The sequence below is a fragment of the Streptomyces sp. NBC_01255 genome (assembly GCF_036226445.1).
GTDB lineage: Bacteria > Actinomycetota > Actinomycetes > Streptomycetales > Streptomycetaceae > Streptomyces.
In genome coordinates this window covers 7665778-7684595 of the sequence record NZ_CP108474.1, presented here as the reverse complement: position 1 = coordinate 7684595, position 18818 = coordinate 7665778, and the positions used below count along the sequence as shown (strand labels likewise).

The 18818-nt window shown below is 71.6% G+C and carries 16 protein-coding genes and 2 pseudogenes; 6 read left to right on the top strand and 12 right to left on the bottom strand.

Annotation, left to right across the window (positions count from 1 at the left end):
• The first annotated feature begins 256 nt into the window (after nt 1-256).
• On the top strand, nt 257-766 hold the full coding sequence (locus OG357_RS34895; RefSeq protein WP_329624909.1) for a MarR family winged helix-turn-helix transcriptional regulator: 510 nt from the start codon (nt 257-259) through the stop codon (nt 764-766).
• A 33-nt stretch (nt 767-799) separates the two neighbouring features.
• Here the strand turns inward: OG357_RS34895 and OG357_RS34890 are convergent, their stop codons facing one another.
• Nucleotides 800-2782 (bottom strand): hypothetical protein, encoded by a 1983-nt coding sequence (locus OG357_RS34890; RefSeq protein WP_329624908.1) that lies wholly within the window; start codon nt 2780-2782, stop codon nt 800-802.
• A gap of 155 nt (nt 2783-2937) precedes the next feature.
• Here OG357_RS34890 and OG357_RS34885 point away from each other — a divergent pair, with 155 nt between their 5' ends.
• Nucleotides 2938-3936: a MerR family transcriptional regulator gene (locus tag OG357_RS34885; protein ID WP_329624907.1), complete on the top strand. Its 999-nt coding sequence runs from the start codon at nt 2938-2940 to the stop codon at nt 3934-3936.
• A gap of 188 nt (nt 3937-4124) precedes the next feature.
• On the opposite strand, the gene OG357_RS34875 is transcribed toward OG357_RS34885, so the two are convergent.
• Nucleotides 4125-4682 carry a CGNR zinc finger domain-containing protein gene (locus OG357_RS34875; RefSeq protein WP_329624906.1) on the bottom strand — a complete coding sequence of 186 codons (558 nt, stop codon included), beginning with the start codon at nt 4680-4682 and terminating at the stop codon, nt 4125-4127.
• Between the two features lie 127 nt (nt 4683-4809).
• Between OG357_RS34875 and OG357_RS34870 the strand changes: the two genes are divergently transcribed.
• Nucleotides 4810-5706: an EamA family transporter gene (locus OG357_RS34870; protein WP_329624905.1), complete on the top strand. Its 897-nt coding sequence runs from the start codon at nt 4810-4812 to the stop codon at nt 5704-5706.
• 284 nt (nt 5707-5990) lie between these two features.
• Nucleotides 5991-6293, top strand: a pseudogene (locus OG357_RS34865) (ATP-binding protein); the annotation flags it as partial.
• Nucleotides 6294-6356: 63 nt separating this feature from the next.
• On the opposite strand, the gene OG357_RS34860 reads toward OG357_RS34865, so the two are convergent.
• The 7 genes and pseudogenes from OG357_RS34860 to OG357_RS34830 form a co-directional block, all read right to left on the bottom strand.
• Entirely contained in the window at nt 6357-6902 is a 546-nt protein-coding gene (locus OG357_RS34860; RefSeq protein WP_329624904.1) for a GNAT family N-acetyltransferase, read from the bottom strand.
• 218 nt (nt 6903-7120) lie between these two features.
• Nucleotides 7121-7933, bottom strand: a complete 813-nt coding sequence (locus tag OG357_RS34855) for a DUF1295 domain-containing protein (protein ID WP_329624903.1) — start codon at nt 7931-7933, stop codon at nt 7121-7123.
• On the bottom strand, nt 7930-9237 hold the full coding sequence (locus OG357_RS34850; protein WP_329624902.1) for a cyclopropane-fatty-acyl-phospholipid synthase family protein: 1308 nt from the start codon (nt 9235-9237) through the stop codon (nt 7930-7932). Before OG357_RS34850 ends, OG357_RS34855 begins: the two co-directional genes overlap by 4 nt.
• Nucleotides 9234-10019, bottom strand: coding sequence for a DUF1365 domain-containing protein (locus OG357_RS34845; protein ID WP_443066773.1), 786 nt, complete (start codon nt 10017-10019; stop codon nt 9234-9236). Before OG357_RS34845 ends, OG357_RS34850 begins: the two co-directional genes overlap by 4 nt.
• Nucleotides 10016-11272, bottom strand: coding sequence for an NAD(P)/FAD-dependent oxidoreductase (locus tag OG357_RS34840; RefSeq protein WP_329624901.1), 1257 nt, complete (start codon nt 11270-11272; stop codon nt 10016-10018). The genes OG357_RS34845 and OG357_RS34840 overlap by 4 nt, the downstream gene beginning before the upstream one ends.
• Nucleotides 11269-12003 carry a sigma-70 family RNA polymerase sigma factor gene (locus OG357_RS34835; RefSeq protein WP_329624900.1) on the bottom strand — a complete coding sequence of 245 codons (735 nt, stop codon included), beginning with the start codon at nt 12001-12003 and terminating at the stop codon, nt 11269-11271. The genes OG357_RS34840 and OG357_RS34835 overlap by 4 nt, the downstream gene beginning before the upstream one ends.
• Nucleotides 12004-12205: 202 nt before the next feature.
• Nucleotides 12206-12611 (bottom strand): annotated as a pseudogene (locus OG357_RS34830) (transposase family protein); the annotation flags it as partial.
• 264 nt (nt 12612-12875) lie between these two features.
• Between OG357_RS34830 and OG357_RS34825 the strand changes: the two are divergent.
• Nucleotides 12876-14243 (top strand): pyridoxal phosphate-dependent decarboxylase family protein, encoded by a 1368-nt coding sequence (locus tag OG357_RS34825; protein ID WP_329624899.1) that lies wholly within the window; start codon nt 12876-12878, stop codon nt 14241-14243.
• A gap of 410 nt (nt 14244-14653) precedes the next feature.
• Here the strand turns inward: OG357_RS34825 and OG357_RS34820 are convergent, their stop codons facing one another.
• From OG357_RS34820 to OG357_RS34810, 3 genes are all read right to left on the bottom strand, one after another.
• Nucleotides 14654-15064 (bottom strand): RidA family protein, encoded by a 411-nt coding sequence (locus tag OG357_RS34820; protein ID WP_329624898.1) that lies wholly within the window; start codon nt 15062-15064, stop codon nt 14654-14656.
• A gap of 148 nt (nt 15065-15212) precedes the next feature.
• Nucleotides 15213-16400, bottom strand: coding sequence for a serine hydrolase domain-containing protein (locus tag OG357_RS34815; protein WP_329624897.1), 1188 nt, complete (start codon nt 16398-16400; stop codon nt 15213-15215).
• 114 nt (nt 16401-16514) lie between these two features.
• Complete coding sequence (locus OG357_RS34810; RefSeq protein ID WP_329624896.1) at nt 16515-17141, bottom strand: TetR/AcrR family transcriptional regulator; 627 nt, start codon at nt 17139-17141, stop codon at nt 16515-16517.
• 113 nt (nt 17142-17254) lie between these two features.
• Between OG357_RS34810 and OG357_RS34805 the strand changes: the two genes are divergently transcribed.
• The gene (locus tag OG357_RS34805; RefSeq protein WP_329624895.1) at nt 17255-18811 is read left to right on the top strand and encodes an acyl-CoA synthetase; all 1557 of its coding nucleotides are present in this window, start codon (nt 17255-17257) and stop codon (nt 18809-18811) included.
• The last annotated feature ends 7 nt before the right edge of the window (nt 18812-18818 follow it).

The following is an 18818-nucleotide window of genomic DNA, read 5'->3' as shown; positions in this document are numbered from 1 at the left end:
CCCGAGCAGTCGGTCTTCCCGGATGGAGAGAGCTCGTCGACAGCGAGGAGACGGTGGATCCGACAGGGTCGAGACAGCGCCGGGATGAGCGCAGTCACGGCCCCGGTCCGCGATGCCCCGTGCCCCGCCGGGCAGGCCGAAGGCGTGGACGCAGGCCGGAGCGGGGCCGTCGAACTCGCGCCGAAGGCCGGCCCCGAGGCGCGACGGGCCCTCCGCCGTTTCGTCCGCGGACGGTCCCGCCACTTAGGCTGATCGCGTGGCCAGCACCGATGACCGAGACAGGACCTCGCCCCCCGGCGGGGCGCCGGGTGACCTCCAGAGTCCGGGTGACCTCCAGAGTTTCGCCGTCGCCCTGCGCCGGACGCACGGGGAGATCAGCAGGCTGGTGCACGACTTCGCGCTGGCCCAGGGCCTGCACCCGACCGACGTGCAGGCGCTCGGCATCATCCTGGACAGCCAGGAGCCGCTCACACCCGGCCGGCTGCGCGAGCACCTCAGCCTGACGTCCGGGGCGGTCACCGCCTGTCTCGACCGGCTGGAGAAGGCCGGTCACATCCGCAGGACCAGGGAGAGCGCGGATCGCAGGGTGGTCCACGTGCACTACGTGGAGGGGGCGCGGGCGGCCGCACGCCGATACTTCCTCCCGCTTGCCGAGGCCACCGCCCGGGCCCGAGAGCACTTCGACGAACAGGAACTGGCCACGGCGCTGCGGTTCCTCACCGCACTCAACGAGGAGCTGGGAGCCCTCCGGGCACCTGGCCGCTGACCCCTGGGGGTGTCCGTCATCGGCATCTCGGCCTCAAGAACCGCCGGGTCCTGTCTCCTCCCCCCAGCCGCGAAGTTCACCGGAGCCGGGCACCGTGCCCGTCAGCCGGACCTGGCCGCCCGCGTTCGTACGGACGGCCAGGACCTGTCCGCGTACGGTGGCCGAGACGGCTCCCCGGGCGGTGACAGCGGTCAGTGCGCGGCTGCCCGCGGCGAGGAAGTAGCGCGCCCCGGAGGGTGCCGTCCAATACGTCCCCGCCAGCAGGTGCCGGCCGAAGCTACTGCACGCCGCCGTGTCCGCGGGCGCCCTGCCCTGCACCCGTACCGGCACCCGTACCGGCGCCGGCCGGGTGCTCCTGCCCGGCCCTTCCCAGGCCACCGCCACGCGGGCGCGCCCGTCCCAGCCTTCCGCGCGGGTGCACGTCCAGGTGGCGTGTCCGGCCCGCTCCGGCAGGGGCTGCTGGGCGAACTCCCACCGGTTCACGGCCCGTACGCCGGTTCCCCGCAGGCCGGGCAGCGCGCAGGCCGAACGGGCCCAGGCGGCGAGTCCCGCGGCCGACGTCGCCTCGCGCGGCCGGCGCGCGGGGGCTCCCGCCCCCGGTGCCGGGGTCCACGTCAGGTGCACGGGGCCGAGCTCGCCGAGGTCCACCAGCAGGAAGGAGTGGTCCTCCACGATCCGGGTGGACGACCGCACGTGCAGCGCCGGAACGCTGCGGCAGTCGCCCGGCGCCTCGGGTACGGGGTCGGTGACGCCGTCCTCGGAGACGGCCAGCTGACGGGCCGGCACGTCGGGCCTCAGGAGGTCGCGCACCGCGCTCTCGTCGATCCAGGGGGCCAGCAGGAACCGTGCGCCACCCGGTGACCTGCTCACCGCCACGGCAGCACCGGTGGTCACGTCCGCGTCGTCGACCCGGGCAAGTTCGAGGAGCACCCCGCCCCGGCCCGCGAGCGGCTCGGCGTACCGGACGAGCCGGCCGCCGTCGTGGAGGAGGACGACGGCCGAGTCGTCGACCGTTCCGGCGAAGAGCAGTCGGGCAGGGGCGGCGGGTGGCGTCGTCGGCGTTCCCGGCGTGACGGTCACCCGGACCCCGGCCAGGTCACCGGTGCCCCGCGCCCAGGCATCGAGCGCACGGGACAGCAGGGCCATGTCGCCGGTCCGCCCTCCACGGGCGGGCCACGCGGTGAAGTCGACGCGCGCGGTGTCGGCCCACAGCTCCGCGGGGGTACGGACCAGGAGCCCGGGGTCGGAAGCGCGGGCGGAGGCGGCGGCGAGGGCGGTGGCGGGCGGCGCGGGTGCCGCCTGGTCGGGCCGCGGGGCGAGTACGGCGGCCGTGGACGCGGCGAGCAGCGCGGCGACGGCGGCGAGGGTGACGAGGCGCATACGGTGCCGGCGGCGCAGCAGGTCCGTCGGCCGGGCCTGCACGGTGCACGGGTCGAACTCGACGCCGTGCAGCAGCAGTTCGGCGTCGGCACCGAGGTCGGCGCGGAGGCGGTCGGCGGCGCGGAGGGCCTCGTCCGAGGAGGGGACGCCCGCGGCGGCGAGAAGGAGGGCGGTGGGTTGCGCGCCCAGTCCTTCGAGTACACGCAGGGCGAAGGCGGCCCGTACCTCCGGGGTCACGGCGGCCAGTGCGGATTCCAGCGCGACTTCGTCGTCGGCACCGGCCCGCGGGAAGAGCCTCAGGCCGAGGACGGCGGGGAGCGGGTGCCACCCGAAGGACCACAGGGGGCGGGCCGCCGCGCGCAGGGCGGCGGACACGACGCGTTGCCGCAGCCACGCGAGGACCGGGCCCGGCTCTCCGCGCTGCGGGTGAACCGTCGGGCCGGGGGTCGGGCCCGAGCGCGAGAGAGCGCCCGCCGAGAAGGACTTCTGCACGAGCGCGTGCGCGGTAAGCACACGGCGGTGTCTGCCGAGGGAGGGCGGGAGGATCAGGTGGGCCAGCCGGACGAGCTGCGGGTAGTGCTCGACGAGGGCGGCCTCGGCGTCGTTGCGGGTGGGGCGGGTGGGGCGGGTGGGCACGGTGGGGGATATGCCGGTGTCCGCAAGGGGTGCGTGCGACTGCATGCCCGTGTCAACGACGGCTCCGCGGAGCGGTTACCTCGTACGGGCGCTCTGAGGGTCCTCCGGTTTGGTGACCTCGCACTCGCGTCGTTTGTGCGTCGTACCATGGGTGCATGACCGACCTGACACACGGGGTCACGACGGGGGCCGTGGCCCGACGTCTGGGGGTCTCCCCCACCACGCTGCGATCGTGGGATCAGCGATACGGGATCGGCCCGGCGGTGCGTGAGGACGGTCGGCACCGACGCTGGTCGCCGACGGACATCGCCCTCCTTGAGGCGATGTGCCGGCTCACCACATCGGGCGTGCCACCGGCCGAGGCGGCCCGGGTGGCCAGGGCCCGAGCCGGACGCCGGCCACTCCCGTCCGAGCTGCCCGGCGTCTCCGTGCCGGCACGGGCCCCGGGGTCCGGCAACGGGCTGCCGCTCGGCGAGGTCCACCGGGAGTTCCGGGGACTGGCCAGGGCAGCGGTTCGCCTCGACAGCCCCACCATGGACACGCTGCTGCGCGAGTTGGTCACGGCACACGGGCTCGTCACCTCGTGGGAAGAGGTGCTTGTGCCCACCCTGCACGCCGTCGGACGCAAGTGGGAGTCCTCGGGCGACCGGTACGTCGAGGTCGAACACCTTCTGTCCTGGCATATCTCCACCACTCTGCGGCAGTTGGCGGGCTCCGCCCGGCCGCATCCGGACTACACGACACCGTTGCTGCTCGCCTGTGTCCCGGGCGAGCAGCACACCCTCTCCCTGGAAGCCCTGGCCGCCGGCCTCGCCGAACAAGGCCTGCCGGCCCGCATGTTCGGTGCGGCGGTACCGGCCGAGGCTCTCGACGCGGCGGTACGACGGCTGGGGCCGACGGCCGTGGTGCTCTGGTCGCAGTCCCGCTCGACCGCCAGCCACGCCCTGGCCCGGCATGTGGCCGACACCTCGTTCGGCGTCAGGGGCGCCCGGATCCACCCCCTGGTGCTGCTCGCCGGCCCCGGCTGGGCCGGCCGCCCGGTCGCACCGAGCATGCTGAGGCCCGCCGGGCTGCGCGACGCACTCGACATCCTCACCCGCCGCTGCGCCGCCGCCCCCGACCCCGTCGCCGCCGACCGGAATCCCGCCGGCTGAGGCGTGGGGGGTGCCGTCGGGCTCAGTCGCGGGGCAGAAGCGCGGCGGCAGTGAATTCGGCGGTACGGCGGTGCCAGTGGGCGGCGCCGCGGAGCATCGCGTGGCCTCCGGTGGGCATCGGGATCCCGACCGCCTCGGCACCGGCCGTCCGGGCCCGGCGCACGAACGCCCAGGACTCCCGAGGATGGTCAGGTTCGGCGGGGCTTCCGTGCAGTTGACGGCCGGGCGTCACCGTGGAGCCGCTCGCGGTGACGCGCCACGGCGTCGTTGTTGGCGCAGCGCACGGAGCAGTAGACGCGTCGGCCGTTGCGGGAGATGTCGACGAATGCCAGACCGCAGTCGTGGCGCACGCAGCGCCCCAGCCGTTCGGCGTCGGCGGAGCACACGACGTAGGCGAGTCCGGCCGCAGTGACGGCTCGGATGTGCGCGGCTGCGTCGGCGCCAGTGGCGCTGTAGTGCAGATGGGGTCGGCCGTCGTGCAGGGAGATCCGAGGACTGCTGGAGGCGTCGGCGAGAAGTGCATTGACTGCCTGGCAACGCTCTTCGAGGTCCTGCCGCCCGAAGCACGCGGCCAGGCGCCGGCTCCATGTCCAGATCGTCTCGGCCTGCGCGGCGGTGAGTGTGTGGTGCACCACGCCGTGCGTGGCGAGTAGTGGTTCCAGGTGCTCGGGGGATGGTGGCGCGGTCAGGTTGACCAGGTCCGCGGCCAGCCGGGCGGCCTCCCCGCCGTAATGGTTGAAATGCATAAGGCGATTACATCATCGTAGGACGTCCGAGCCGTAGTGGTGCGCGGCGGCAGGCTGGGTGGCCGGCACGGTCGTCAGGCAGAGCCTGGCGGCGCTGACCACGGAGAGGACCCGGAGGAGCACGACGGTGAAGATCCCCCGCGCACCGTGGCAGGGTGCCGCGACGGCTCCGGCGTTGATGCTGGCTCAGATCGTCAGCCTTCAAGCGGGTTCGGCCGTGGCCAAGGATGCCTATGGGACAGTCGGTCCCACGGCGCTGGCCGGTATGCGGCTGTTTTTCTCGGCCGCGATCCTGTGGGTACTGGTCCGGCCGCGACTGCGGGAGGTCACGGCTGCGCAGTGGCGGGCGGCGATCTCACTTGGTCTGGTCCTCGCGGCCATGAACTTGGCGTACTTCCAGGCCATCAGCCTCCTGCCGATCGGGGTGGCCGCAACCTTGGAGCTGCTCGGGCCGCTCACCTTGTCGATCGTTCTGTCCCGTCGGCTTGAGCACCTCGCGGTGGCGTCGCTGGCGCTTGTGGGTGTACTCCTGCTGGCCACCCCGGGAGCCTCGCTCTCCGCCGCCGGGCTGCTGCTGGGGGGCGCCGCCGCGCTGTGCCGGGCCGGGTATGTGGTCCTGAGTCAGCGGGTCGGGCACCTGTTCCCCGACTGGACGGGCCTGACCCTGGCGCTGGCCTGCGGCGCCTGCGTGCTGACGCCGATCACCGCCGTCACAGACGGTGGCACGGTGGCGGCCCACCCTGCCGTCCTCGGCACCGGGCTCATGGTGGCCCTTCTGTCCTCCCTGATCCCGTACTCGCTGGATATGACGGTCCTGCGGCGCATCGATGTGCGCGCGTTCGGAGTGCTGCTCGCACTGAGCCCCGCCGTGGCGGCGGGGGTCGGTTTCGTCTTGCTGCACGAGCAGCTCACAGCACGCCAACTGTGCGCCATGGCCCTGGTAGTCCTGGCCGGCGCCTGGTCGGTGCGCCGCGCCGCTCAGCGTGTCGGACCTGCCGATCGCCCCGGCGCTCGCCCCGCGTGAACCCCGCCCAATGTAATGGTTGAAGCGCCTTAGACAGTGACGCCATGTTGGTGGCATGACTCCAGCATCCGCGGTCACGCCGTCGGACGACCGCTGCCCCGTCTGCCACGAGCCGACTCCGGCGAAAACGCAGTTGTGGACGCTAAGGTCCCACCACCGCACATCTGAAGGTGAGGTCGAATACTGCATCGGCGGCTGCGGCTGTCTCGTCATCCTGGTCAACGGCGAGATGATCAAGAGCCTCTCCGTCGACCCTCGGTAGCCCTTGCTGGAACGCCACCAACTTCGCCTTCGACGCCAACCCCAACATCGGCCCGGCCACCATCCACACCCTCGCCAACTGCGAGTGGATCAAGAAGAGCCAGCCCCTCTTCCAGGTCCTGACCGAACGCGAGGAGAAGAACAGCGTCGCGATCGCCTCGAACGAGTCGTTCGGCGGCTGGACCAAGACGTTCACCGATCCCCGGCTCTGCGCGGCCATCGTCGACCGCCTCACCTTCAACCGCACCATCATCGAGACCGGGACCGACTCCTTCCGCCTCGCCAACACCCGCGCCCGAGCTGAAGAACCCACCAAGGTCAGCTGACACGGACCACTGCCCCGACGGCCCGTTGACCCGCGTGGACAACGGGCCGTCCGCACCGCCCTCTCACAACGACACAGGGTCCGTATCCGTTGCCAGACGCGCATGGAGTTCCACGTCGAAGCGCACACCGTCGTACTCGAGCTTCTGTCGTTGCTGTCCTTCCACCGCGAAGCCGGCGGCGCGGGCCACCCCGCATGAGGCGGGGTTGTTCACTCGGTGCCCAAGCTCCAGCCTGAAGAGTTCGGCATCGTCGAAAGCCCAGCGGGCCACAGCACGGCAGGCACGGGAAGCCGTGCCCTGGCCACGCGCCGTTGCTGTCGTCCAGTAGGACACCCAGCCAACGGCGTGACGCCGATCCACCGAGCCGACACATACCTGGCCGAGAACAAGGCCACCACCATCGACGACGGCGAAGGAATAGCCAGAGTCTGTGGCCCATTGGTCACCACGAGCCGCTATCCACCGCTCGGCCGCCTTCGCAGAATCAACCGGCTCGATGGACTGCCCACGCATGAGCGGATCCGCGAACGCGGACATCACCGCCGCGGCATCTTCGGTCTTCCAACTGCGCAAGACCAGGCCAGAGGAAGCATCTACACGATCACGCATCACGCGAGTCTTCCTCAGGAGACATCGTCTGTCACGTTCGTCTGCAGTGGCCCCAGCAGGGAGCCGAGCGACCGAAAAGGACCAGCCAGCTTCCACCACAGCCGGCGCCGTCATTTCTCTCATCGACATCCAGACGACGGACGAGCACCAAACGCCTCCCAAACCCGTCCCCATTTGCTGTTCCTAGAGATGCACGAAGCCAATGAGGGCGGCGGCCCTCATCGGGCTTCCGTCCCCGCGTCCCGGCGGGGCGGCCGAGGCAGGAAGCCGCTCGTGCGGGCGGCGTAGGCGGCGTAACCGGGTCGGTGCGCCATGTGGTTCTCCAGCAGCCGCTTGCCGCTCCCCCAGATGAGCAGTGCGCTCATCACCAGGGGCGACACGAGGCTGAGGACAGCAGTCTGCCAAGTCGCGCAGGCGGTCAGGTAGAGCCCCCACCAGACCAGGAAGTCGCCGAAGTAGTTGGGGTGCCGGGTCCAGCTCCACAGTCCCCGGTCCATGATCCGCCCCTGATGTGCGGGGTCGCCCTTGAAGCGGGCGAGTTGACGGTCCCCCACCGCTTCGAAGGCGAGGCCCGCCGCCCAGAGGACGAGGCCGAGGACGAGCAGGGGGTCCACGCCCTCAGGGAGGTACGCCGCCGCCTGGACGGGCAGGGAGACGAGCCAGACCAGCGCGCCCTGAAGCAGGTAGACCTTGCGCAGCGCGTAGAACGCGGGATTGCCGGGTGCCCGGGCCAGCATTTTCGCGTAACGGGGGTCCTCGCCGTGGCCGCGGCCCCTCCGGGCGATGTGGAACGCGAGTCGCAGCCCCCACAGGCAGGTCGCCAGGGTGACGGCGAGCCGCCGGCCGTCGTCCCCGTACTCGGCGGACAGTACCCAGGTGACGACGGCGACTGCGGCGAAGGCGAGGCCCCAGGCGACGTCGACGATCCGGTGGACGCCCTTCACCGAGGCGATCACGAAGGCCACCAGCATCACCGCGAGGGCCGCTCCGGCCGACGCGGCCAGATTGACCACCAGTGCGGACGCGGTCATCGGGACGCCCCGGGGCCATCCGTGGCGACGAGCCGGAGCTGGCGGACGTCGAGGTAGTGCGCCCGGAAACCCGCCTCGGAGTAGGCCAGGTACAGCTCCCACATGCGGTGGAAGACCCGGTCGAAGCCGAGTGCGGCGACCGCCGCCGACTCCTGGACGAACGCCTCCCGCCAGAGCCGGAGCGTCTCGGCGTAGTGCGCGCCGAAGCCGGTGTCGTGGGTGATGCCCAGGCCGGCGGCCGCACTCTCGTGGGCGAGGGCGTCCCGTGACGGGATGAGGCCGCCGGGGAAGACGTACTTGCTGATCCAGGTGTGCGTCCGGGCGGTGTGCAGCATCCGTTCGTGCGGCATGGTGATGGCCTGGAGGGCGACGGCCCCGCCGGGCGCGAGGAGGCGGCGCAGGGCGGTGAAGTACGCGGGCCAGTACTCGGCGCCGACCGCCTCGATCATCTCGACGCTGACCACGGCGTCGTAACGGCCCTGGACCTGCCGGTAGTCGCGGAGTTCGACGCTCACCCGGTGCGACACGCCGGCCTCGGCGATCCGGCGCAGGGCGAACGCGCGCTGCTCCTCGGAGAGCGTGACGGTCAGGACGTCGGCGCCTCGCGAGGCGGCGCGTACGGCGAGTTCGCCCCAGCCGGTGCCGATCTCCAGGAGCCGGGTCCCCGGGCCGACCCCGGCCAGGTCCAGCAGGCGGTCGATCTTGCGATGCTGGGCCGCGGTGAACTCCCCCGGTGTGGCGGGGAGGGTGTCGAACACGGCCGAGGAGTAGGTCATGCTCGGGTCGAGGAAGCGGGCGAACAGGTCGTTCGAAAGATCGTAGTGACGCCGGATGTTGTCCCGCGCGCCTTCGAGGGTGTTGCGGTCGCGGGCCGGGCGGCGGCGTACCCAGGCGCCCCGGAGCCGGCGCAGCGGAGCGGGTACGAGGTCATCCACGTGGGCGGCGAGCACCGTGAGGAGGCCCACGAGGTCGTCGCTGTCCCACTCTCCGGCCATGTACGACTCGCCGAAGCCGATCAGCCCGTCGGCGCCGACCCGCCGGTGGAACGCGGTCGGGTCGTGCAGGGTCAGGGTGGGCGCGCCGGCCTCACCGGTGCGGGGGCGGGGAACGGCGCCGGGCCGGCCGCCGGGGCCTGTCCGCAGCGGAAGCCGGGCGAAGGCACGGGCGAGGACGCGCCGTGCGATGGCCGTGCGCAGGCCCGAGGCGCGCGGGAGGCGGGCGACGTCGGGCCAGCGCTCCGGATTGACGGGCGTACGGTCGGAAGCCGCGACGAGGGGGACGGCCGACGGGACGGAGACGGTCACAGCATGCCTTCTCGGGTGGACGGGACGGGACGGGGACGGACGGGAAGGCCCTTGAGGTACAGGCGGATCCCGTGCCACCGGATGCCGGCGCTGACGGCGGCGGTGGACCACGGGTGGCGCAGCACCGTGGTGAGCAGGCCGCGCGTGTCGGCCGGGCGGCGGCGGCCACGGACAGTGGCGGTCAGCGGCCGGCTCCCGTCGCCGTGCCGCAGTTGGACGGTGAGATCGAGGCGCTCGCCGGGGAGCGGCAGCCGCATCCGGTAGGAGCCTTCGACGTCGAAGAACGGGGAGACGTGGAAGTCCTTGGCGACGTCGGCGAGTCCGGCCGTGTCGGGCCGCAGGAGGTAGCAGTGTCGCCCGCCGTAGGTGTTGTGGACTTCGGCGACGACGCAGACGGGGCTGCCGGTCCGGTCGTGGCACCAGTACAGGGTGAGCGGGTTGAAGACGTGGCCGAGCACACGCGCGTGGGCGAGCATCAGCACCCGCCCGTCCGCGTTCCGTACGCCCTGGGAGGTGAGGTAGGCGTCGAGGCCGGCGCGGAGGGTGGGTGCCCGGCCGCCGAGGTGGTCGCGGGCGTCGAAGCGGGCCAGTGGGCGCAGGAGGCGGGGCAGCCGGGGCAGGTCGTCGAGGTCGACGAGCCACAGGTACGTGCGCTGCCGCACGTTGTGGCGCACAGGCCCGACGCGGGTGTGGGCGACCTCGCAGGGATAGAGCGCCGGCACCGTGGACGCCACGGGTGAGACGGATGCGGCCGGTATGCCGGGTGTGGCGTGGTCGGTCACCAGGTCACCCCCAGAGCCCGGGCCGCTTCGACTCCGGAGCGACACCCGTCCTCGTGGAATCCCCAGCCGTGGTAGGCGCCGGCGAAGGCGGTCACGGGCGTGGCGAGGCCCGGCAGTTCACGCTGGGCCGCGACGGAACGGGGCGTGTAGACGGGGTGCTCGTACACCATGCGGGCAAGCACCGTGCGTTCGTCGACGAGGCCGTCCGCGTTGAGGGTCACGATGTGCGGCTCGTCCACCGCGAGGCGCTGGAGCCGGTTCATGTCATAGCTGACCTTGACTGCCCCGGGGCGCGCGTCGCAGGTGGGGAGCCAGTAGTTCCATGAGGCACGGGCGTGCGTCGGCGCCGGGAGCAGGGTGGTGTCCCGGTGCAGCACGGTGAGGTTGCGCGAATAGGTGAACGCGCCGAGGACCCGGCGCTCGGCGGGGGTGGCGTCGGCGAGCATCCGCAGCGCCTGGTCGGGGTGGACGGCGACGACGACGGCCGCGTGGACCTCGGACTCCCCGTCGGCGGTGGTCACGCGCACCTGGTCCGTGCCGCGTTCGATCGCGCGGACCGGAGTGGCGGTACGGACGGCCGCGAGCCCCTTGGCCACCCTGTCCACATAGGCGGCGGAGCCTCCCGTGACCGTCCGCCACCGCGGCGAACCGGTGGTGGACAGCAGCCCGTGGTGGTCGAGGAACCGGAAGAGGTAGCCCGCCGGGTACAGCAGGGCGGTGTCCGGCGCGCAGGACCAGACGGCGGACACGAGTGGGATGGCGAAGTGACCGACGAAGTACGGCGAGAACCCGCCGCGCTCCAGGAACGAGCCGAGGGTCTGGCTGTCGTCCCGGGACGCGAGCAGGCGCCGGGCCGACCGGTGGAATCGCGGTACGTCGGCGAGCATCCGAAGGTGGCGGCCGCGGCGCAGGTTGCCGCCGCCGAGGAGACCGCGGGGGCCACGGGCGCCCGCGTACGCGAGGCCGCAGCCGTCGCACCGGACGGACATGCTCATCTCGGCGTCCTGGGTGGCGACGCCGAGTTCGCGGAACAGCCGCAGCAGATGCGGGTAGGTGCGCTCGTTGTGGACGATGAAGCCGGTGTCCACGCGCACGGTGCCGCCTTCCCGGGTCGGCAGCTCGTGGGTGTGGGCGTGCCCACCGAGCCGGGCGTCCGCCTCGTAGAGCACCACGTCGTGAATCCGCGACAGCAAGTGAGCGGCGGTCAGGCCGGCCACTCCCGCCCCGACGACCGCGACGGTTCGCCGGTTCATGCGTCCTCCCTCACATCTCGGAGGGTCCGCGCACCTGATGCGCGGAGCGTCCCCATGGGTGGTTCGGTGCCGTCCGCCCACCGGCTGGGTGCGGGTTCCCCGGGCACGGTCGTGGCGCCCGCGACGAGGCGGCAGCGGAGCCGCTGCAGGCCTCTCCGGGTGTGGCTCTTGACCGTGCCGAGGGGCATGCCCGTGCGCCGCGCGATCTGCGCCTGGGTCAGGTCTCCGAAGTAGGCGAGGGCCAGGACATCTCGCTGGACGCGTGGGAGTCGGGCGAGTTCGCCGGTGATCACGAGGCGGTCGAGCAGTTGGTCGGGGGCGTCGGCGGCTACGGAGGGCGGGGGCAGCGCGGCCCCCGCGGCGGCGACGAGCGCGGCCCTGCGGGTGCGGGCGGCGAGCGTGTCGGCGATCCTGCGGCGCGTGATGCCGACCAGCCAGGCCGGGACGGGTCCTCGGTCGGGGCGGTATCCGTGGCGGCCGCGCCAGGCCGCGAGGAAGACCTGCTGGGTGACGTCCTCCGCCTCACGAGCGTCCCCGATCGTCCGACTGGCGAGGGTGTGCACGAGGCCGCCCCACCTCCGGTAGGCCAGAGCCAGGCAGTAGGGGTCGCCCCGGGCGAGTCCGGCGCCGAGCTCCGCGTCCGTCAGCTCGTCGGGGGCAGGGCTCACAGGTCCGGATTCCTCCTCGGACGCCAGGGCGGCGGGACGGGTCACCGTGGGCACTGCGATCATGACGAATCCTCTCCTGCCCGGTGTACGGGCGGGTGCTTCCCTTCCCCTCAGGTTCCGGCGAACGGAGGCCTGCCTCAAGACGCAGCGTTTACGCATCGTTTTAGCGGGCGGCAAGGAGCCCGAGGGCACACAGGAGAAGGGGAACGACCGCAGGGGCCACGCTGGCGCCTAGAGCAGTTGCAGAAGGTTGCGTCCGGGCGGGTCAGGGCCCGGTTCGGCGCCGTTCCTGTTGTACGGCGAGGGCGAGGTTGTACATGTGGGCGACAGCTTGGACCGCGTGGTGGAGGCCTTTGCCGCGCTGGCGGCAGTCGCGGAGGATCTTGTAGTGCTTCATCCGGGCGAAGGCGTGCTCGACGCGGGCCTTGACCTTCCGGTGTTCGGCGCTGTCCTCCTCTTCGCCGGGCAGCAGGGCCCGCCCGAGGCGTTTGCGGTGCGGGACGACGAGCCCGGTGTTGATGTACGCGCCGTCGGCCAGCACGGTCACGCCTTCGCAATGCCGCGGCCATGCCGGAGTCCCGCCAGGCCCTCGCCTCGGCGGTGTTGCCCGGAACAGGCCGGGCCGCCGCGACCACTAGTCTGGTGCCGGCATCGATGATGACCTGCACGTTCGGTCCTGTGGCGAAGAAGTGCGGCCGAGGAGCAGACCCCACGGAGAGCGCCGCGCTCTCCGTCGGCGGTTCGGTCGAGTGGCTCTCCGACGGAGGGTGGGACAGCAGATCGATTGGACGCAACGTCGGACTCCGGGGCGAGTCCGTCGACCCGTCCGGGGGAACACAGCAGCCGGAACGCATCCGGACCTTCCCTCCGGATCGCGACGGACCCCGACCACAGTCGGCTTGCGGGGCGGCGGCGACCGTCGCATAGTCCGAGGTATGGACGCGCGTGAGGCGGCGCTCCGACAGGCGTACGACCATGCTGTCCGGTGGCTGGCGAGCCTGCCCGACCGCCGGATTCCCGCCCGCGCTTCGGTCGACGAGATCGTGAGCGCGCTCGGTGCCGAACTGCCTGCCGGCCCCAGCACGCCCGCCGACGTCGTCGACCTGCTGGCCACGGCCTGTGAGCCGGGGCTCACCGCGTTCCCCAGCGGCCGCTTCTACGGGTTCGTGGTGGGCGGCACCGAGCCGGCCGCGCTGGCTGCTGACTGGCTGGTCAGCGCCTGGGACCAGAATTGTGTGATGCGCACCGTCTCGCCCGCGTACGCGGCGGCGGAGGAGATCGCCGGCGCCTGGTTGCTCGATCTGCTCGGCCTGCCGAGGGGCAGCTCCGTAGGCTTCACCACGGGTGCGACGATGGCGAACTTCACGTGCCTCGCCGCCGGGCGGGACACGGTGCTGCGGCGCACCGGCTGGAACGTCGCCCGCGACGGCCTCACGGGTGGCCCGCCCGTGCGTGTCGTCGCCGGCGAGTCCCGGCACATGGCCATCGACCTGGCCTTGCGCTACCTCGGGCTCGGTCGGCCCGACCTGGTGGCGGCGGACGATCAAGGACGCATCGAGCCCGAGGCCCTGCGGAAGGCGCTGACCGCCGGCGGACAGAGCCCCACGATCGTGATCCTCCAGGCCGGCGACATCCATTCCGGCGCCTTCGATCCCTTCGCCGCGAGCATCCGTGCGGCGCGCGAGGCAGACGCCTGGGTCCATGTCGACGGCGCGTTCGGACTGTGGGCAGCCGCCTCGCCGCGCTCCGCCCACCTGACGGCGGGCTGCGCGGACGCGGACTCCTGGGCGACGGACGCCCACAAGACGTTGAACGTCCCTTACGACTGCGGACTGGCGATCGTGCGCGACGCGTCCGCGGTCCGGGCGGCGATGGGCGAGCGTGGCGACTACCTCATCCAGCACGAGCACGGCGACCCTATCGACAAGGTGCCCGAACTCTCGCGGCGCGGAAGAGCGTTCACTGTGTGGGCCGCCCTCAGGTCCCTCGGTCGATCAGGCGTCTCCGACCTCGTCGAGCGGCTGTGTCGCCACGCCTCCTCGTTCGCCGCCGGCATCGCCGAGATCGACGGCGCGACCGTTCTCAACGAGGTCGCGTTCACGCAGGTCTGCGCCGAGTTCGGCAGCGACGGACGCACCGACCGGGTACTCGCCAGGCTGCTCGACGACGGCACGGCGTGGATCAGCGGCTCCACCTGGCACGGCAGACGCGTCATGCGGATCTCGGTGAGCAACTGGTCGACCACCGACGACGACGTGGCGCGCACGCTCGACGCGATCCGGCGCGCGGCCGCCTGGGCCTGACGACAGTCGAACCGCCCCTCGCGCGCCCTTGCACCAAGAGTCGTACGAGCTGGAGGACGCAAAGAAGTCCGCCGCCACTCCGAGGGCCTGGCGGAGTCCACCACGGAGCAGTACCAGGCCGAGACGGCGGCCACCCCGCGGTTCGAGGAGACCGCCGCGACGCTGCGCCCGCCCTTCTCGCCGTTCCCGCGGTGGCCCCTGTGGAAGGACATCGGGGTCAAGGTCGACAAGAACCCCGGGAAGCCGCCGGCGCACCCAAGAACCCGCCACCCGCCCCACCCAGCTCCTCAAAAGGGGCTCTGCGTTCTCGTCACCGTCACCGCTGCCGCCCTCCTCGTTTGGCTCCGATCGTGACCGGAGCCGAAACCCGGGCGGGGCGGTTGGTCCCTCGGCAGGGATGGCCCGTCGGCTCAGGAATCAAGCACGGCGGCGATGGCTTCGATCTCTACGAGCTGGCCGTCATAACCGAGCACGGTGACACCCATCAGTGTGCTGGGCACGTCGTGGTCACCGAACGCGTCCCGGACGACCTCCCACGCCTTCACCAGGTCCTCGCGCCGGTGAGAGGCAACGAGAACACGGGTGCTGATGACATCGTGCAGTGACGCGCCCGAGTCCGTCAGAGCGGTCCGCATGTTCTCCACAGCCCTGGCCGCCTGCCCCGCGACGTCCCCGATCGCCGCAGTGGAGCCATCCTCATTCAGAGGACATGCTCCGGCCAGGAAGATCAGCCGCGACTCGGCCGGGGCCGTGGCCGCGTAGGCGTACTCCGCGACATCGGACAGGGAGGCAGAGCGAATCAATGTGACAGCACGCGGCACGGGCTTCCTTTCGCAGCAGTTCCGGGACACTCAGGACCTTCTCAAAGGTCGACTCCGCGTTCGACACATTTTCCTGGCCCGTCGACTCCCGTGATGGGCCACTGCCGTCAGCCGCCCAATGGATCTCACGTGATCGAAGAGACACCCCCTAGCCGCGGAGGTGCGTGCCGATCTTCAAGAACGCCTGGACGAGGGGGACCTGGGGGACGGACGGGGAGATGATCTGGGACGCGTAGTGGACGATCACCAGGTCGAGGGCGGGCGAGATGAAGAGGCGCTGGCCGTGGATGCCGCTCGCCATGAAGGAGCCGTACGGGTCGTTCGGGATCCACCAGAGGTCGTGGTAGGAGAGGGTGGCGGGCGCCTCGGGAGGTGCGGCGGGGAAGCGGACGCGGTGGGAGTAGCCGTCCGGAACGCCGGAGACGATGGTGGAGGCGACGGCTTCCGGGACGATCTGGCGGTCACCGATCGCGCCGCCGCAGCGGATCATCTCACCGAGCCGGGCCAGGTCGCGAGCGGTGGCGCTGAAGCCGCCGCAGGCGGCCTCTGAGCCCTCTGAGTCGAGGAGGTAGTACGCGTCCTCCTCCGCGCCGATCCGGGACCAGATCATCTCGGACAGCAGAGCCGAGGTGGTGGTGCCGGTGACGCGGCGCAGGACCTCGGCGAGGGCCTCGACGTTGCCGTTCTCGTAGCGGAAGTCGACGCCCGGTTCGCCGGTCGCCCGGGCGGTGGCGAGGTGTTCGCGGATCGTGGCCGGCCCTGTGTAGCCGTAGGGACGCAGTTGGGGGGCGAGGACGGCGAAGTAGCGCTGCGCTTCGAGTGCCTTGTCGTACGGGCGGCCCGCGTAGCTCATCTGCGTGCCCATGTGGAGGAGGTGGTCGACCTGGGCGTCTCCGAAGGCGGTGCCGGCGAGCTCGGGAACGTACTTCGCGACGTGGGCGCCGCGGTCGAGCTGCCCTTCGTGGGCCAGGACCGCGGCGACGAGTCCGAGGTAGGACTTGGCGGCCGAGGCGTTGAAGTGCGGGACCTGGGGCTCGTACCCGTGGAGGTACTCCTCGTGCACGAGCAGGCCGCGGTGCAGGACCAGCAGGGCGTCGGTCTCGGCCCGGGTGAGCAGCTCCGTGAGGGTGAGGGACCGGCCGTGTGGTCCTGTGAACGTGAGGTCGTCGAGGGCACCGGCCGGCGAGGTCGGTAGTACGGACGCGCCGTCGGAGCCGCGCCAGACACTGCGGCTCGGAACGAGTTCCCGCCCTGAGGTCATGTGGCGTCGGGCCCAGGCCGGATCGGTGTATCCCCGGGCCCATACGAGGTCGGCCAGCGACGGTATGCCTGTCATGCGTCCGCTCCGCTCTTCGGTCATGCACCTTCTGGTCGCGTTACCGTACATCTTGTTCGGTAACGCGACCAGATCTGTCAGGCGGCAGGCAGGAGGCCGTGGTGCAGGCGGGGTTCAGGGGGTGAGGTCGAGAGCTCCCGGGGCGTCGGACGGGGCGAGTCCGGTGGCCCAGACGCGACCGTAGACCGACAGGTCGCGCAGATGCGCGGTGATCTCGGCGGCGCTGTAGCCGGTGTCGTTCTCGACCCACCAGGTGAGCAGGCCGACGAGTTCGCCGGTCCACGCCCGGGCGACGACGTCGAGGGGGATCCGCGGTGTCACCGCGAGCTGCTCGGTCCGGGTGCGGAAGGCGGCCTCGGCGTGGGCGCAGATGAGGTCCGTGAATTCTCGTAGGGCCCGCCCGTCGCCCTCGCCCCGCAGGACGACTCGGTAGACGGGCTTCTCCTGCTCGGCATGTTCGAAGATGTACTTCACCGGCAGCCCGGTGAACCCCTCCGCGTGCGCCTGCCGGACCGCCGGCAGGAGGCGGTCCCGGTCCTCGGCGAGGTCGCGGACGATGCCGACCAGGAGGTCCTCCTTGTCGCGGTAGTGGGCGTAGAAGGTGGCCCGGCCGACGTCGGCGCGTTCGGTGATCTCCTCGACCGTGATCGCGTGGAACCCCTTCTCCAGGACCAGTTCGACCAGGGCCTGGCGCAGTGCGGCCCGCGTCCTGCGGACGCGGCGGTCTCCCGCGGGCTTCATGTCCACTTCGTTTCCTTCTCGTCCGAACCGTTGACCTGACCCTAACGCTGCCTTTACGTTGCCGCACACCAAGCTTGGTACCGGACACAGTGTTCAGAAACTCTGGAGGTGCGATGAACTTCGGGCGGTACGTACGCCGGACTGCCGGCCACCAACCCGATGCCGAGGCGGTGGTCTGCGGACCCGTCCGGCTGACGTACGCGGAACTCGACGACCACAGCGACCGGCTCGCGACGGCCCTGCGTGCACTCGGCTTGAGCCGGGGCGACCGCGTGGCGACTCTCGCCGGCAACCGTGCCGAACTGGTCGTCACGGAAGTCGCCCTCTACAAGGCCGGCCTGGCCCGCGCGCCGATCAACGCCAGGCTCGGCACCGCTGAAGTGGCCCACCTGCTCGCAGAGTCGGACGCACGGGTGCTGTTGACGGACGCGGCCCATCTGGATATCGCCCGCGCCGCGGTGCCCGGTACGGGGGTGAAGAGCGTCCTTGGCTACGACGGCCCGAGCGATCTCGGGCCGGGCTACGCCGAGACCCTCGCGGGCACCGAGCCGGAACCCGTCGAGGCGGAGTGCGACGAGGGCGACATCGCCGTGCTGCACTTCACCTCGGGTTCCACCGGCAAGCTCAAGGCGGCGGTCCAGACCTACGGCAACCGGCTCGCCCTGATGCGCAAGTCGGTGATGAGCGCCGACACCCGGGTGGGCCCCGGTGACCGGCAGATCCTGGCCGGGCCGGTCACCCACGCCTCGGGCATGCCGCTGATGGGCATCTTCTTCGCCGGCGGCTGTGCGGTCGTACTGCCGCGCTGGGAGGCCGAGGAGTTCCTCGCCACCGTCCAGCGCGAGCGCGCCACCCACGCCTTCGTCGTGCCGACGATGGTCAACACCGTGCTCGCGCTGCCGAACGCCCGCGACTACGACCTCTCCAGCCTGCGCCAGCTGATCTACGGCGCCGCGCCGATGTCACCGGCCCGGATCAGGGCCGCCTGGGGCCTCTTCGGCCCTGTCCTCTCCCAGGGATACGGGTGTGGCGAGACCACCTCCGGCGTGCTCTTCCTCTCCACCGAGGACCACCGGCGCGCGATCGAGGGCGAGGACGAGGAGCTGCTGCTGTCCTGCGGCCGTCCGCTCGCCGAGGCCGAGGTCGCCATCGTCGACGACAGCGGAAAGCCCGTCGCCGACGGAGAGATCGGAGAGATCGCCGTCCGAGGCCCCGATGTCGTCCCCAGGTACCACGACGAGCCGAGTCTCACGGCGGAGACCTTCCGGGACGGCTGGTTCCTCACCGGCGACCTCGCCCGCCGCCGTTCCGACGGCTACGTATTCATCGTCGACCGCAAGAAGGACATGATCGTCTCCGGCGGGTTCAACATCTACGCCGTCGAGGTCGAGTCCGTCCTGCACCAGCATCCCGACGTCTATGAGGCCGCCGTCGTCGGCGTCCCGGACGAGCAGTGGGGCGAGGCCGTCAAGGCGGTCGTCGTGACGCGCGACGGCGCCACCCTCACGGAAGCCGACCTCACCGACTTCTGCGCCGAGCACCTGGCCCGCATGAAGAAGCCCCGCTCGGTCGACTTCGTCGCGGCCCTGCCCCACAACCCCAACGGCAAGATCGACCGCCGCGCCATCCGCGACCGCTACTGGGCGGGCGCCGAGCGCCGCGTCAACTGAACAGGAC